Genomic DNA, 16,065 nt, shown 5'->3' with positions numbered 1-16,065 from the left:
AGACCCCATGAGGTTGAACCTCCAGATCCTCCGAGACGAGCTCGCCCCGCTAGAGTTCTCGAGCCACCTTGCCCCCGGCGCGGCGACGCGCACGTGCACCTATGCTCTCCCCCTCGTGCCCGGAGAGCCCCTCGAGGAGGGTCCCGTCTATGTAGCGGAGGCAAGCGAGCTGCCCGCGCGTCCCAACGCGAGTGGCATCGCGTCCGTCATCTGCGTGGGCCAGCCAACGGCCTCCTGGCGCCACGGAGACCTCGACATCCTCTGGACCGAGGAGGGCGCGATCGACGTGAGGGCGCTGCTCGCCCGCGTCACCAGGTCCTTCGCGCGCCACGAGGAGTGGGAGCGCTCGATGCGCGGGCAGATCGAGGAGGCGGGTCAGCCCCGCGAGCTCGAGCTCGTGCTCGAGGGCCTTCTCGCCCACCAACTGCTTGACGAGCGCCGCATCGAGGCGGGGGCGGGGCTTCTCGGCTGGGACGTGTTCGACCGCTACCTGTGCGTCTCGATCGCCTCCGTACAGCGCGGGCAGAGCCAGGAGCGCCTGGAGTCCACAGCGCGCTCGCTCTCCGGGAGGATCGGCGAGCTCGCCTGCGTCATGCATGGCGAGCACCTCGTCGTCGTCTGCAACCTCACGCGCGCCGACACGGACGAGGACGGCATGCTGCGACGCCTTGCCGGCGTGTTCATCCCGGGGCTCCTCGCCGTGGGCGCGAGCGAGGCATACGGAGATCTCAAGAACACGTTCTACTACTACAACCAGGCGCTGGCGGCAGCGCGGCTCGGCATACGGAGGCAGCCGGAAAGCGCGTGCTGGCGCTACGCGGACTTCCTGCTCGCGGACATGCTGCGCCGCGTGCGCGTGCGACAGATCCCCGCGGCGATGACCCCGCCGGGCCTCCTGCGCCTCATGGAGCACGACCGTGCGAATGGCACGGAGCTCACGCGGCTCCTGCGTGGCTACCTCGACCGCGATCGAAACGTGACGCGCACCGCGCGCGACCTCTTCCTCACGAGAAGCACCTGCATCAGGCACCTGGAGCAGATCGGCGAGATAAGCGGTCTCGATCTGGACGACCCTGACGTCCGCCTCGCCTGCAGCATCGCCCTACGCCTCCACGAGCGGGAGTAGCGGGGCGAAGCCGCAGCAGAACCACGTGTTGGGAGCCGGCTAACAACCAAGAAAAAGCCCGGACGCCAGAAGGCATCCGGGCTCGCAAGCCACAACGTATGTGTGCTCGCTACTCCGCGAGCAGCTCCGCGATGGCGGCCTCGTCGGCCTCGGTGGCCTGGACGGCCGGGTCGAAGATCTTCGTGGAGATGGGCAGGCCCTTGACCTTCACGGCAGCCTTGATGGCGGAGACGAACAGGTCGCACACGTCATAGACGGCCATGAGCTTGGAGATGCGCTCGGCGCACGAGACGGCCGTGGCATAGTCGCCGGCCTGGTAGGCGGCGTGCATCTTGGCGAACGTCTCGGGCTCCACGTTCGTGAGGCCGCACAGCACGCCGTTACCGCCGCTCACACGGTTGACCAGGTAGTACTCGTCAAAGCCGGAGAACACGGTGAACTCGGGGTTCACGGCACGCGCGGCGCGAATGACCTTGCGCGTGTGGCTGATGGTGTCCACGGTGTCCTTGATGCCACAGATGTTGGGGTGCTTGGCCGCGAGGGAGGCAACGAGCTCGGGCGTGAGATCGGTGCCGGTACGTGCCGGGAAGTTGTAGAGAATGACCGGGAGCTTCGTGGCCTCGGCGATGCCACCGAAGTAGTGCTCAGCGGTAGGCGCGCTCGGGCCAAAGTAGTACGGGGACACCGCGAGAACCGCGTCCACGCCAGCCTTCTCGGCATAGCGGGTGAGCTCCAGGACGTTGGCGTAGTTCGTGTCGCCAACACCAATGAAGACCTTCATGCGATCGCCCACGCGCTTCACGGCAAAGTCGCAAGCGGCCTTCTTGTCCTCGAGCGAGACGCTGTAGAACTCGCCAATGCTGCCAAAGAGCAGAACGCCGTTGAGACCGGCGTCGGCAAGGTGGTCGAGATGCTTGCCCCACAGATCAAAATCGATGTTGCCCTCATCATCAGTGATGGTGATGGACGGACAGAAAATGCCCTCGAACATGTCACTACCCTTCCTTTTCTAGGGACGGAGGCCATCTCCGCTACCCCTATCCTTATATCCAAGACAGCCACGTGGGGCCGGACGCACGAGGCGCCGGTCCCACAGGCATTTACCAGATCTGACCAGGTAAGCTAGTCAATCTTCTCGTTCTCACGAACGTCATCCTTCTTCAGGATAGCGCTTGCAAACTGGGTGTGCGAGACAGCCAGCTTAGAGCTCGAGGCCATACGCACGCACGGCGTTGTTCATGAAGAAGTCCTCGTCGTCGCCAAACGCGTCGCGCAGCGTCTGGAAGTGCTCGTCGAAGGAGCTGTAGAGCTTGACGACGGGCCAGTTGGACGCGTACAGGAGCTTCTTGGGGTCGAACGTGTCGCGCGTGAACTTGAGCAGCTCGGAGACGAACTGCTTGTCGGCCGTGGGGAAGCCAGAGACCTTCACGTAGAGGTTCGGCAGGGTCGCGAACTTCTTCATGACCGCACACCACTCCGGCGTGAGCGCCTCGACGTTGCCGAGGTGGTTCAGGATGACGGTCTCCTCGGGCGCCTGGGCGAATGCCTCGTAGGCGTCCTCGAGCTCGTTCACGCGGTTGCAGGACTCAAACGGCAGGCCCTTGGCGGCCAGCGTGTGCAGGCCCTCGACGAAGCTGGACTCGAGGCAACGGCCCTTGGGCTCGGAGTCGATGTGGAGCGGCTCGCGAATGCCGGCGGCAAACGCGGGGACGCGCATCCACGGGGAGACGTCGCTGCGAAGCATGCAGGCGAGCATCTTGGGGTGGGCGGCCTTGAGATCGTAGGCGATCTTGTCCTCGGCCTCGTGGTCAGCGCAGTCTACCTCGACGTACACGCCACCGACGAACTCCACGCCAGCCTGGCGGGCATACTCAGCCTCGAGGTCCTCCACCTTGTAGGTGTGGGTGATGGTGCCGTCGGTGCCGTCAAGCCAGGGCAGGCTCTGCGTATCGAGGTTCCACACGTGGAAGTGGGAATCGACAACCTTGAGATCAGACATGTTGAGCTACTTCCTTTCCAGACCGATCTTGCAGCCAAACAGGCCATACCAGGCGACGTAGAGGAAGCCCGGGACCGCGACGAGCAGTGCGACGTTGATGCCAGCGGCATCGGCAATGGCACTCATCAGCAGCGGAATGAGGGCGGCGCCCACGATCGACATGACGAGCGCGGAGGAACCGGTCTTGACGGCAGAGCCCTGGAAGCCCGTGAGTGTAAGCGAGAAGACGACCGGGTAGCCGATGGAGACGAACAGGTACGACACGATCATCGCGATGACCGAGACCGGGCCAAGGCCGAGGAACGCGACGAAGAAGAGCACGGCGGAAACGGTCATATAGACGCCGAGCAGCTTACCGGCGTCGACCTTGGCCATGATCGGCGTGGAGACGAAGCGGCCCACGGTGAACAGCAGCGAGAGGATCGAGAGGTACGCCGCGGCGGTGCCGGCGGTCATGCCAGGCCACTGCTGCATCGCGAAGGTGGAGAACAGCGACATGCCGGCGACCTGCAGGCCGATGAAGATGAACTCCGCAAGAACGCCAAGCGCAAAGTAGGGACGCTTGAGCATGGAGCCGAAGGTGACCTTCTCGGCAGAGGCGTTCGCAGCCTCCTCCTCGTCACCGGGAGGCGTCGGGAGCTTCACGAAGAGGAAGATGGCAAGCACGATGGCGAGCACGACGGCGATCACGATGTACATGCCGCGCATGCTGGAGAGGAACGCCAGCTTCGCCTCGGCGAATCCCGGCTGGCCCGCGGCGACGGTGCTGCCGAGGAACTGCGAGAGGATGAGCGGGCCCACGATGTTGCCAACGCCGTTGAAGGACTGGGCGAGGTTCAGACGCATGGACTCGTGCTGCTCGTCGCCAAGCTTGGTGATGTAGGGGTTGCAGTTGGTCTCGAGCGTCGAGGCACCGGCCGCGATCACGAACATGGCGAGCAGGAACATGCCGTACGAGGCAACGTTAGTGGCAGGCACGGTGACGAGCGAGCCGAGCACGAACAGGGCGAGGCCCATGATGACGCCACCCTTGTAGCCAAACTTCTTGGCCACGATGGAGGCGGGAATGGCCATCACGAAATAGGCGCCGTAGTAAGCGACCTGCAGGAGGCTCGCCTCAGTACCGGAAAGCTCCAGGTAGTTAGCCATGGGGCTGTTCAGGGCATTGACCAGGTTCATGGTCAGGCCCCAGACGAAGAACAGCGAAGTAACGAGGACGATGGCGACGGTCGCCGCAGAACCCTTCGAGCTCGCCTTCTTGGTGGGATCAGACATTCGAAAGCCCTCTTTCAGACCGCGGACTAGTCAATCGCGCGGTCGAGGTTGACGTAGCCGCCGTCGACGTTGCACCACTGGCCGGTGGTGTGGCTGGAGCGGTCGGAGAGCAGGAAGCACGTGGTGTCGGCAATCTCCTCGGTGGAGGTCATGCGGTGCTCCAGCGGGATGCGGTCCGTGATGAGGGACAGACGCTTCTGCTGGGCCTCCTCGTCACCGAAGGTCTTGATCCAGTTGGCGTACAGCGGCGTCCAGGCCTCGGCGACGACGATGGCGTTGACACGCACGGAGTCGTGGACGAGAGCGGCGGCCCACTCACGGGTGAGGCCGAGGATGGCGCCCTTGGCGGCGGCGTAGGCCGTCGTCTTGCCCTGGCCGGTGAGAGCGACCTTGGAAGCGATGTTCACGATGGAGCCCTTGGACTCCTTGAGGTACGGGCAGGTCTCGTGGACGAGCTCGAAGTAGTGCGTGAGGTTGCCGTGCAGGGACTTCTCGAAGTCCTGCCAGCTCGTGGTCTCAAGCTCGAGGTTGTCGTTGCGGCCAGCGTTGTTCACGACGCCGTCGATGTGGCCATACTTCTTGTAGACCTCCTCGACGATGGGCTTGATGGCATCGGTGTCGTTGAGGTCGATGTAGTACATCTCGAACGTCTTGGTGATCTCGGAGATCTCGGCGCGGAACTCGTCCTCGACACCGTCCTTGCGGTTCAGGACCACGGGGACAGCGCCCTCACGAGCAAGCTGCAGAGCGATGCCCTTGCCGATGCCCTTGAAGCCACCAGTGACGAAAACGACCTTGCCCTCGAGATGAAGATCCATGATGCGCTCCTTCTGGTTGTTCCGGGTATTCCTTCCCCGGTACTTGTCCTGACGCAGCTATTGGGGGGCTGCGTCGTATGTATCACGCGGTTTGACCCACGGTGATGCCTAGTGTTTGCGACGGCGACGCCTTCGGCGGTAACTGGCGCCCCCGGGACTGCTTGGTGTGATCCGCTCGCAAAGGCAGCTAGAGCGAATCAACCAGGCGTGTCTTTGTTACATGTAGTTGCACAGGTGCGGGAGAGCCGTCTCGGTGTAGCCAAGTGCCTCGGCGCAGGTAGGCTCGCCATTGCAGACGGCGATGATCTGGTCGATGAGGCGGTCGCGAAGCTCTTCCATGGACTCGGGCCCATAGATCGTGGCCTGCGCGTCGAAGTCGATGTTATCGGCCATGGTCTGGGCCGTGCGGCCATTGGCCGTGATGCGGAGCACAGGCGCGATGGCATTGCCCGTGGGCGTGCCGAGACCCGTCGAGAAGATCACGAGCTGGCAACCGCCGGCGATGATGCCGCCCACGCTGGACGGATCGTTGCCCGGCGTGTCCATGATGACGAGGCCCTCGTGGCTCTTGAGCTTAGCCGCATAGGGATAGACGGCGTTGATGGGGCTGTGACCCGCCTTGTGGATGCAGCCGAGGGACTTCTCCTCGAGCGTCGTCAGACCGCCGGCCATGTTGCCGGGGCTGGGGTTGCCCTCACGCATCTCGGCGCCGAACATCTGCACGTACTTCTCGTAGTCGCGCACGATCTTGAGGATCTGCTCGCCCACCTCGGGCGTGGAGGCGCGGCGCGCGAGGATGTGCTCGCCGCCGAACAGCTCGGGCGTCTCGCACAGGACGGTCGTGGCGCCCTGCGAGACCATCCAGTCGGACACCTCGCCGATGAGCGGGTTGGAGCCCAGGCCACTCGAGGTGTCGGAGCCGCCGCAGTTGGTACCAAAGATGAGCTCGGAGACCGGCACGTCCTCTCGCTCGCACAGGCTTGCGGCGCGGACGAGCTCGCGGGCGATGCGCGTGCCCTCCTCGACGGCCTTGATGGAACCGCCGACCTTCTGGATGATCAGCGAGCGGACGGGCTTGTCGCAGCGCTTGCGGATGGCATCGATGACGAGGTCATTCTGGCAGCCCTCGCAGCCGAGCGAGACGGCAAGCACGGCATAGACGTTGGGGTTTGCCGCAAGGCCAGCGAGCGTGTCGAGCGTGAGCTGCTGGTCGACGTTCACCTGGCTGCAGCCGTTCTGGTTGTGGAACGTCACGCAGCCGCTGACGGCGCGGGCGATGCGCTCCGTGGTGTCAGAGGCGCAGATGCTCGTGGGGAGGACGAGCACGTGGTTGCGGATGCCCACTTGACCGTCCGCTCGACGGTAGCCGCGGAAGGTGCGGGTGGACTTGGGCGCGGCCACAGGAGAAATGGCGTCGGAGGCAGCGGAGGTCACGTCGTTGGCATCCGTGTCCTTGAGGTCATCGGAGCTGGAGCAGTTGTGCGTGTGCACATGCTCGCCCGCCGCGATGTCAGCGGTGGCGACACCGATGTACTCGCCGTACTTCATGACCTTCTCGCCACGCTTGATATCCGTGCGCGCGATCTTGTGGAACAGCGGAATGTGCTCGCGAGTCACGACATGGCCCTCGCCTCCGCCAGGCAGCGGATAGGCGACGTCAGTGCCAGCCTCGAGCTCGTGAATGGCGACGACGACGTTGTCCTTCTCGTCGATGATGACGCCGTTTCTCATGAACGATCCTCCCTCTTTCTGGGACGGTTCATTGCCCACAAAGACCAAGCGCAGCGCCTGGCATCCGTTGGTGTTGCCTGAATCCGTTTTGTTCGGATATGCGAACCTCGTTCCCAAATTGCAATTGCAGGGTAATTCTATCGCTTGGCGCGTGAAAGGGTGGCGCTCCGGGTATCCGTGGGCGGTAGTAATTTCTCTGCGAACGGCGTTCGTATTTGCGAACTCTAGGAATCAGTGCTAAGAATGACTAGGAACCTGAATAGCCGAGGCCGCACGCATGGCCTCCGGACCCGGCTTTTGCCCCAATGACTAGAAACCTGAAGAACCGAGGCTGCGCGCATGGCCTCCGGACCCGACTTTTGCCCCAAGGGAGCTCAAAAAATGACAACGGATGAGGATAAGACCCAACATCGCTCGACAAAGCGCGTTCTCGATATCTTCGAGGCGCTTGCGAACGCTTCCGAGGGACTCACGATGGCAGAGATCTGCCGCGAGGTGAACGCGCCCAAGGGGAGCCTCTCCCCCATCCTGCACACGATGGCCGATACCAGCTACGTCGCTTATGACGACACGACGAAGCGCTACTCCATCGGCCTCAAGACGTATCTGCTCGGCAAGTCGTTCGATCGCGAGAGCACCTCGATAAGCCTGTTCATGGCAGCGATGCGAGACGTAACGAACGCATGCGGGGAGACCTGTCAGCTCGGCGTTCTCGACCGTGGTCGTGTGCTCTACATCGCCAAGGTGGACTCGCCCCAGCCCGTGCGCCTCACCTCGAGCATCGGTAAGACGCTGCCCATCCACTACACGGCGATCGGCAAGGCGCTCGTAAGCGAAATGGACGAGGAGAAAGTGCGCGCGATGCTCCATGAGCCGCTCGAGCGACCCACCGACGCCACGGTGCGAACTGTCGATGAGTTCATCGACCAGCTTGCCGAGATAAGGAACGAGGGCTTCGCCTATGACCGGGAAGAGGCGACGAAGGCCGTTCAGTGCATCGGCATAGGCATACGCAGCCATGGCACGATTCAGTACGGATTGTCAGTTACGACGCCCTCCTATCGCCTCACCGAAGACAAGCAGGAGCTCATCAAGGAGGCGCTCTCGCGCGCCAAGCGCCATATGGAGCGCGTGCTGGCGTAGGGACGGCTCAGACCAAGTCAACGCTCGGTCATCGATACGCGGAGCGGGCCACAAGCATTCGCGGGGCGGGTCAAAAGCGCTAGCGAAGTAGGCGGCTCTCGGTGGCGACGATGCCGACGGCACGGTCGTGTGTCTCGAGGGCACCCATGTCGGCGAGGGACGGCATCAGCACCGCATCCCGACAAAGCCCGATGGAGACGCCCCTGAATCGCTCGAGGAACGCGTCATAGAAGCCGCCGCCATAACCCAGGCGGTAGCCCATCTCGTCAAAGGCGAGACCTGGAACGAGCGCGACCGAGTGCTCACCGAGGCACGCAGGGTCGACGCGCCGCTCCCCGCGCGCCACCGGCTCTTCGATGCCCATCGCGCTTGCTTCGAGCTCGTCGCCCGCCTCGACGCGATACCACGCGAGAGAGCGAGGACCCGTCACGCGCGGTGCCGCCACCACCTTACCGGCATCCCAGGCAAGGCGCACGAGCTCGCGCGTATCGACCTCATCCCTCACGGAGAGGTACGCGAGAACCGCCGGAGCCTCGCGCCATTCCTCGGTCGCCATCACGGCAGCCGCAATCCGCGCGTCGACCTCGGCGCGAACGGAAGGACCCAGCCCCCGGCGAAGTGCCAGGAGCTGGGTCCTCAGCTGTTTCTTATCGAGTGGCACGGTAGCCACGGATCGCCTTAGGCGAGGTCCGCGAGCTGGGCCTTGATGCGCTCGACCGTGGCGGTAAGATCGGCGGCACGCTCGCGCTTGGCAGCGACGACCTCGGCCGTCGCCTTGGCGAGGAAGCCCTCGTTGGAGAGGGTGCGCTCGACGCCAGCGAGCTCCTTCTCAGCCTTGGCAAGGTCCTTCTCGAGCTTCTTGCCCTCGGCGGCGAAATCGACGAGGTCGCCCATGACAACGAAGGCCTCGAAGTCGCTCTCGACGAGCGTGACGGAGGCGGCGGGCTTCTCGGCATCCTCGGCGACGGTGAGCTCGCTCACGCGGCCGACACTCTTGACGAAGTCAGTCTGGCTGGCGAGCTTGGAGACGGCATCGGCACCAGTACGGACGACGACCGCAAGCTCGGTCTTGGGAGAGAGCTTGTAGCGGGCGCGAGCGGAGCGAACGCCGGCGACCAGGCGACGAGCGATGTCAAACGTGGACTCGGCCTCGTCATCGACGAAGGCGGCAAGAGCCTCGGGCTCGGGCCAAGCGGCCATCATGAGGAAGCGGCCGGCATGCGCGGCGTAGTTGCCCTCGCCGTCAGCATCGAGCTCGCTGGCGGGCATGGTGTCCCACACGCTCTCGGTCACGAACGGCATGACCGGGTGCAGCATGCGCAGCGACGCGTCGAGGACGTAGACGAGGTTGCGCTGGACCTGCAGGCGCTCCTCGCCCTCGCCGTCGAGCAGACGACCCTTGCAAAGCTCGATGTACCAGTCGCAGACCTCGCCCCAGAAGAAGCTCTGGAGCTCGCGGGCGTAGTCACCGAGCTCATAGGACTCGAGGCGGTTGGTCGACTCAGACACCATCTTGGCGAGGCGGCTGAGCATCCAGGCGTCCTCGGGCGTGGCGGCCTTGGCGGGACCGGGCGTGTAGCCGTCCATGTTCATGAGGACGAAGCGGCTCGCGTTCCAGATCTTCGTGACGAAGCTCTTGGCCTGCTCAGTGCGCGGGCTGTCGATGAGCTCCTTCGTCTTCTTGTCGATGTTGGCATCGAACTTGACGTCCTGGTTGTTGGTGATGAGCGTCAGGAGATTGAAGCGCATGGCGTCAGCACCATACTTGGCAATGAGGTCCATCGGGTTCACGCCGTTGCCCTTGGACTTGGACATGCGGCTGCCGTCCTTGGCGAGGATCGTGGCGTAGATGACCACGTCCTTGAACGGGATCTCCTTGGTGAAGTAGAGCGAGCTCATGATCATGCGGGCGACCCACAGCGCGATGATGTCGCGGGCGGTGACGAGCGCCGTCGTGGGGTGGTGGCCCTCCATCTGCTCCGGGTGATCCGGCCAGCCCTGCGTGGCGAAGGTCCACAGCTGCGAGGAGAACCAGGTGTCGAGGACGTTCTCGTCCTGGTGGACGTGCTTGCCGTGGCAGTGCGGGCACTCGTGGACGTCATCCATGCAGGCGTCCTCCCAACCGCAGTCCTCGCAGTAGAAGACGGGGATGCGGTGGCCCCACCAGAGCTGACGGGAAATGCACCAGTCCTTCAGGTTCTCCATCCAGGTGGTGTAGGTGTCAGTCCAACGAGCGGGGTGGAACTTGACCTCGCCAGACTTCACGACGTCAAGTGCCGGGCCCTTGAGCTTGTCGACGGCGACGAACCACTGCTCGGACAGCCACGGCTCGAGGGCCGCGTCGCAGCGATAGCAGTGCATGACGGAGTGCTCGAGCTCGTCGACGTGGTCGAGCAGGCCATGCTCCTCGAACCAGGCGATAACGGCCTCGCGGCACTCGTCGCGGTTCATGCCCGTGAACTCGCCGTAGCCATCGACGACGACGGCGTGCTCGTCGAAGATGTTGATCTGTGGGAGGTCGTGCGCCTGGCCCATGGCGTAGTCATTGGGGTCATGCGCCGGGGTGACCTTCACGAAGCCGGAGCCGAAATCCTTGTCGACGTGATAGTCCGAGAAGATGGGGATCTCGCGGTTCACGATGGGCAGCATGACGGTCTTGCCCACGAAGGCGGCCTTCTCCGGATCAGACGGGCTGACGGCCACGCCCGTGTCGCCGAGCATGGTCTCCGGGCGCGTGGTGGCGACCACGATGTACTCCTGGCCGTTCACCGGCTCGGTGAGCGGGTAGCGGAGGTGCCAGAGGTGGCCCTTCTCGTTCTTGTACTCGGCCTCGTCATCGGAGATGGCGGTGGTGCAGGAGGGGCACCAGTTGACGATGCGCTTGCCGCGATAGATCAGGCCGTCGTGGTACCAGTCGCAGAAGACCTTGCGGACGGCCTTGGCGTAATCCGGGTCCATCGTGAAGCGCTCGTCAGAGAAGTCGACCGAGCAGCCCATGCGGCGAATCTGCTTGATGATGGTTCCGCCGTACTCGCGGCGCCAATCCCAGCAGGCGTCGAGGAACTTCTCGCGGCCGATCTCGAGACGGGAGATGCCCTCCGCCTTGAGCTTCTTGTCCACCTTGGTCTGGGTGGCGATACCCGCGTGGTCCGTGCCGACGATCCAGCGAGTGGAACGGCCGCGCATGCGGTTGTAGCGAATGATGGTGTCCTGAATCGAGTCATCCATGGCATGGCCCATGTGGAGCACGCCGGTGACGTTGGGCGGCGGGATGACGACGGTGCAGTCGCCTACACCCTTGCTGCGCTGATAGCAGCCAGCGTTGATCCACTGGTCAATGAGCGCAGGCTCGGTGGTTGCCGGGTCATATGTCTTGGGCATCTCGGCCGCCTGGGCCGAGGGGGTGTTCTCTGCCACGAAAAGCCATCCTCTCGCACGTGTACAACTAGCTGTTCAGGATAACACGTGCGTGGGGGACGAGTACGCCATTGCGGAAAAGGTGACAAAGGGACAGTCCCTTTGTCAACTCTCTAGCGCGCGTCGACCATGAACAGGCCCACGAACACCTGGTTCCAGGTCTTTGCCTCGGGATCGACCTGCTGAACGCGGCACTCGATCACGCCAGTGTGACCAAAGTGGAGAAGCTGGGCGAGGAGCGCGTTCTTATCCGCGGGCACGAAGCCAAGCTTGACGCCCTGGAACAGGATGGCGACAGCGTTGGGGTCATAGGGATTGTCAGGCTCGGGGACGAGCGTGAGCCGCATGCCAGGCTTGAGCTCTGACAGGACGAGGGCGCCATCCCAGTGCTGAAAACCGGCGATGTTGAACGACGTGATGTGGCGTGACGGCTCGTACATGGTTGCCTCCTCATGTGGGGCGGCTCCTTTGCCTCCCCCTCGTTAAGACAACCTTACGAGTCGATGCGGACATTAAAGCGAGACCGGCGCAACGCCCAAGCTAGAGGCCCTGGCGGGAGAGGAAGTCCACGACATCGGACATGACCTTCTCCTTGATGGGCTCGTTCAGAATCTCGTGACGGACACCCGGATAGATCGTGAGCTCGACGAGGCGAACGCCGGCATTCCTGTACTCGCTCACCGCCGCGCGCACGCCACGGCCGCGATCGCCCACCGGGTCCTCGGCGCCAGCAATGAAGTACAGAGGAAGACCTGCCGGCACGCGACGAGCAAGCGATTCATCCGTCGCGTCGGCGACGAGGCAGGAAAGGGTGTGGTAGGCGCCCACGGTGAACGGCTGGCCGCAGAGGGGGTCCGCCTGGTATTCGTCCACGACCTCAGGGTCTGTGGCGATCCAATCGACGTTCGTGCGTGCGTCCCTGATGGCCTTGGCGTAGGCGCCAGCACCCATCGAATCGATGAGCTTGCTCACATAGCGCTCGCCGCGAAGGGACGCCATCACGCGCGTCAGCGTCTTACCGGCGGCCGCCTGGGCATGTGGCTGCTGGCCAGTCCCACAAAGCACGGCCGCGCTCAGACCCTCGGCATGGCGCGTGAGGTAGACGCGCGTGACGAAGCTGCCCATTGAGTGACCGAAGATGACATGCGGGACATCCGCCAGATAGCGCTCCCCCACCAGCTCGCGAAGCGCGTGCACGTCCTCCACCAGCACGTCCTCGCCACCCTCGAGTGGCATGTGGCCGAGGTCTGCCTCCGAGGAGGCCGTCTTGCCATGGCCCACGTGATCGTTCGCGCAGACGACGAAGCCCTCACCCACGAGGTGCTCCGCGAAGGGCGCATAGCGCTCGACGTGCTCCGCCATGCCATGGACGAGCTGGACCACGGCGCGCGGCGCGAAATCCGGCTTGACGGCAGCGTCTGGCTCCCAGAGAAGCGCGCGGATGGTCGAGGTGCCATCGTGGCTTGGATACGTGAGCGTGGTGGTGAGCATGCGTCCTCCTGACGGAATAGTCTTGAGTGGCTTATACCCACGTGGCGCGGAAGCGGGCCGCCGCCACCGCAACCACACGACGTCCGCTCCGGCGTCGCCGCTTGGCTGGGTGCCGCGCGCTCGGGTGCCGCGCGGCAGTGCCTCGCCCGGCGTCGTGCGCTCGGTCGTCACGCGCTCGGGTGCCGCGCGGCAGTGCCACGCCCGACGTCGTGCGTCAGCGCCTACCTCTTGTAAGGGTTCGGGCCCAATTTCGGCGCAGAAACGTTACAAGAGGTAGGTTTTGGCGAACGCCGCGCCACCGCGCGCCACCGCGCGGCCGCACCTCGCCACCGCGCCGCACCTCCGCGCCCGGTGCGCGCAAACGAAAGCGGCGCCGCACGGGAAACGTCCCCGCGCGACGCCGCCACCAGCGGCGCTATGCCAGTCCTAGCTACTTCTTGGGAACCGAGGCCTCGGTGCTCTCGGCGACAAGCTCGTCACCGTGCTTGCCGTCCTCGGGACGCTCGAGCTCGGGGATCAGGTCGCAGTAGGCGTTCTCCGTGGCGTTCTTGCGCTCGCTCTTCTTGGCGTACATCTTCACCGCGCCCGCCGTCTTGGCAACCGCCTGAAGCGTGCCCGCGCCGGCAACGCAGCCACCCGGGCACGCCATGCCCTCGAGCAGGTAGCCGTTGTACTTGCCCTTCACAGCGGCCTTCATCATCTTGCGACACTCGTCCAGGCCCTCTGCGTTTACGACGTTGACCTCGCGGTCAGGATGGCGACGGTGAATCGCGTTGACCACGGCGTTCGCAACGCCGCCAGCCACGGCAAAGCCGCGGGCGTCAGCGCTGGCGACCTCAAAGTCGCCGCCCTCGCCAGCGAGGCTCGTGTAGTCGATGTCCTTGGCACGCATCATGCCGGCCATCTCCTCGAAGGTCAGTACGAAGTCGACTTCGCTCTTCACGCTCCTACGCATGGCCTCGAGCTTCTTGGCAGAGCACGGGCCAACGAAGACGATCTTGGCGTTGGGGTGCTGCTTGCGAATAAGCCTCGCCGTGAGCGTCATCGGGGTGAGGGCCATCGAGACGCATCCCGCGTGCTCGGGGAACTCCTTCTTCGCCATGACGGACCACGCGGGGCAGCACGAGGTGCCCATGAACGGGATCTTCTCAGGAACCTCCTTGAGGAAGTCCTCCGCCTCCTCGACGGTGCAGAGGTCCGCGCCAAGCGCGACCTCCTCCATGCCGGCAAAGCCAAGATCCTTGAAGGCCTCGCGAAGCTTGTCGACGTTGCCCTTGCCGCCAAACTGGCCCACGAACGCGGGCGCGACCTCGGCGATGACCTCGTCGCCGGCATTGATGGCCATGATCGTCTGGAAGATCTGGCTCTTGTCGGCGATGGCACCAAACGGGCAGTTCACGAGGCACTGGCCGCAGGAGACGCACTTCTCGTAGTCGATCTCGGCGCGGCCGTGCTCGTCGGAGCCGATAGCGTGCATGCCACAGGCATCAGCACAGGGGCGCACGTGGTGATGGATTGCCTGGTAGGGGCAGACGCTCGCGCAACGACCGCACTTGATGCACTTCTCGTGGTCGATGAAGGCCTTCTTGTCCTTGAACGTGATGGCGCCCTTGGGGCAGATCTCGCGGCACGGGTGCGCGAGGCAGCCCTGGCAGGCGTTGGGCATGACGCGATAGACGTTGTCCTCGCAGGCGTTGCAAGCGAACTTGATAACGTTGACCAGCGGCGCCTCATAGTAGGTCTCGGGCACCGCGGCCTTCTTGAGGCCCTCCGTCACGCTCTCCGGACGATCGAGGTCCTGGAGCGGGAGACCCATAGCGAGGCGGATGCGCTCCTGAACGATGGCGCGCTCGAGGAAGACGGACTCGCGGTACGTCGCCACATCGCCAGGGATGATCTCATAGGGCAGGTTGCGGAGGTTGTGCGCGATGGAGTCGAGCCCCTCCTCCGCGTTATCGCCACCGGCGTCATAGGCGATCTTCGCCACCTCAGCGAAGACCCTGCGACGAATCTCGGTCAGATTTGTATACACGCCACGCATGGTTCCAGACATAAGCGTCCTCTCCTTGAAGGTTGCCCCATCCCAATGGGACCACGAGGCGTGCGCCATCCCCATGGCGGGCGTCTCGCGCAAGCAATCTGGCATTCGCGGCGCGCGGAACCCACGCCCGTGAATGTCCAGTCATTCGTGACCATCTTAGCAGCTCAGGCATAGCAACTCGAGCATTGCGTGAGAAATACGGAATGGCGTTCGTCATACGGAACGACTCGGCCACAACACCGCCATATTGCCAGGCAGCATTGCCTGCTACTCGATTTCCCGCGACGCGAAACCGAGATTCGAGAAACGTTCGGGCCACTCGCCGGCCAAAACCAGCCGTTCGCCCGTCGCAGGATGCACGAGCGTCTCGCGCGCGGCGTGCAGCATAAGCGGCACGCGGCCGCCTCGGTCCGCCGGCACGCCATAGAGAGGGTCTCCCACGATCGGGTAGCCGCGACTCGAGAGGTGGACGCGAATCTGGTGCTTGCGACCCGTCCTGAGCGTAAGCTCGACGAGCGAGACGCGCTTGCCGCGCGCACCGGCAACCGCAAGGCGACGCACGAGCGTGAGGCTGGACTTGCCGTGCGCGTCCACGCGCATGCGACGCGCGTCGTGGCGGTCGCGAGCGAGGGGCGCGTCTATCTCGCGCAGGCCCTCCGGCAGCTCGCCGCGGACGATGGCGAGGTAGCGCTTCTCGATGCCGTCATGGCTCGCCACGAGCGCGTCGAGCTTGGGCTGCACGGCCTTGTCCAGGCTGAACAGCACGAGGCCCGTAGTGTCGCGGTCGAGGCGCTGCACGGCCTGGAGCTGCGATGCGGCCTCGGCCCTCCCCTCGCGCTCGAGATGCGCACGGGCGAGGTCCGTGAGCGAGGCCGCGCCCGTGCCATCGCCATGCACGATGATGCCCGCGGGCTTGTCCACCGCGAGCAGCCACTCGTCCTCGTAGACGACCGCGGGCGCGGCCAGGCCCTCGCCAGAGAGCCCGCTCGCGCCCGCGGAGGCGTTGTCGTATGTGCGCGCCACG

The 16,065-nt window shown here is 64.4% G+C and carries 13 protein-coding genes; 2 read left to right on the top strand and 11 right to left on the bottom strand.

Annotation, left to right across the window (positions count from 1 at the left end; genetic code table 11):
- Positions 1-7 precede the first annotated feature (7 nt).
- Positions 8-1,126: a helix-turn-helix domain-containing protein gene (locus Q0H23_RS01325; RefSeq protein ID WP_293834886.1), complete on the top strand. Its 1,119-nt coding sequence runs from the start codon at positions 8-10 to the stop codon at positions 1,124-1,126.
- A 109-nt stretch (positions 1,127-1,235) separates the two neighbouring features.
- On the opposite strand, the gene Q0H23_RS01320 is transcribed toward Q0H23_RS01325, so the two are convergent.
- The 5 genes from Q0H23_RS01320 to Q0H23_RS01300 all read right to left on the bottom strand — a co-directional run bounded on the left by Q0H23_RS01320 (position 1,236) and on the right by Q0H23_RS01300 (position 6,949).
- Positions 1,236-2,117 (bottom strand): dihydrodipicolinate synthase family protein, encoded by an 882-nt coding sequence (locus tag Q0H23_RS01320; RefSeq protein WP_293834883.1) that lies wholly within the window; start codon positions 2,115-2,117, stop codon positions 1,236-1,238.
- A gap of 210 nt (positions 2,118-2,327) precedes the next feature.
- Positions 2,328-3,125: an amidohydrolase family protein gene (locus Q0H23_RS01315; RefSeq protein ID WP_293834880.1), complete on the bottom strand. Its 798-nt coding sequence runs from the start codon at positions 3,123-3,125 to the stop codon at positions 2,328-2,330.
- Positions 3,126-3,131: 6 nt separating this feature from the next.
- A complete protein-coding gene (locus Q0H23_RS01310; protein WP_293834877.1) occupies positions 3,132-4,400 on the bottom strand; it encodes an MFS transporter in 1,269 nt (422 codons plus the stop codon).
- A gap of 26 nt (positions 4,401-4,426) precedes the next feature.
- Complete coding sequence (locus tag Q0H23_RS01305; protein ID WP_293815641.1) at positions 4,427-5,218, bottom strand: SDR family oxidoreductase; 792 nt, start codon at positions 5,216-5,218, stop codon at positions 4,427-4,429.
- Between the two features lie 216 nt (positions 5,219-5,434).
- Positions 5,435-6,949, bottom strand: a complete 1,515-nt coding sequence (locus tag Q0H23_RS01300) for an altronate dehydratase family protein (protein WP_293834875.1) — start codon at positions 6,947-6,949, stop codon at positions 5,435-5,437.
- Between the two features lie 381 nt (positions 6,950-7,330).
- Between Q0H23_RS01300 and Q0H23_RS01295 the strand changes: the two genes are divergently transcribed.
- Positions 7,331-8,092 carry an IclR family transcriptional regulator gene (locus Q0H23_RS01295; protein ID WP_293815637.1) on the top strand — a complete coding sequence of 254 codons (762 nt, stop codon included), beginning with the start codon at positions 7,331-7,333 and terminating at the stop codon, positions 8,090-8,092.
- Between the two features lie 79 nt (positions 8,093-8,171).
- Here Q0H23_RS01295 and Q0H23_RS01290 read toward each other — a convergent pair whose 3' ends face one another.
- The 6 genes from Q0H23_RS01290 to Q0H23_RS01265 all read right to left on the bottom strand — a co-directional run bounded on the left by Q0H23_RS01290 (position 8,172) and on the right by Q0H23_RS01265 (position 16,064).
- Entirely contained in the window at positions 8,172-8,762 is a 591-nt protein-coding gene (locus tag Q0H23_RS01290; RefSeq protein WP_293834872.1) for a 5-formyltetrahydrofolate cyclo-ligase, read from the bottom strand.
- Positions 8,763-8,770: 8 nt separating this feature from the next.
- Positions 8,771-11,473: a valine--tRNA ligase gene (locus Q0H23_RS01285; protein ID WP_293815672.1), complete on the bottom strand. Its 2,703-nt coding sequence runs from the start codon at positions 11,471-11,473 to the stop codon at positions 8,771-8,773.
- Positions 11,474-11,622: 149 nt separating this feature from the next.
- The gene (locus Q0H23_RS01280; RefSeq protein ID WP_293834870.1) at positions 11,623-11,949 is read right to left on the bottom strand and encodes an HIRAN domain-containing protein; all 327 of its coding nucleotides are present in this window, start codon (positions 11,947-11,949) and stop codon (positions 11,623-11,625) included.
- A gap of 100 nt (positions 11,950-12,049) precedes the next feature.
- The gene (locus Q0H23_RS01275) at positions 12,050-13,000 is read right to left on the bottom strand and encodes an alpha/beta fold hydrolase (RefSeq protein WP_293834867.1); all 951 of its coding nucleotides are present in this window, start codon (positions 12,998-13,000) and stop codon (positions 12,050-12,052) included.
- Between the two features lie 430 nt (positions 13,001-13,430).
- Positions 13,431-15,053, bottom strand: coding sequence for a 4Fe-4S dicluster domain-containing protein (locus Q0H23_RS01270; RefSeq protein ID WP_293834865.1), 1,623 nt, complete (start codon positions 15,051-15,053; stop codon positions 13,431-13,433).
- Positions 15,054-15,308: 255 nt separating this feature from the next.
- Entirely contained in the window at positions 15,309-16,064 is a 756-nt protein-coding gene (locus Q0H23_RS01265; RefSeq protein WP_293834863.1) for an RluA family pseudouridine synthase, read from the bottom strand.
- Position 16,065: the final 1 nt, after the last annotated feature.

The organism is uncultured Parolsenella sp., assembly GCF_934660935.1.
Taxonomy (GTDB): domain Bacteria; phylum Actinomycetota; class Coriobacteriia; order Coriobacteriales; family Atopobiaceae; genus Parolsenella.
The sequence above is the reverse complement of the archived record's forward strand: the minus strand, read 5'-3'. Positions and strand labels throughout refer to the sequence as shown.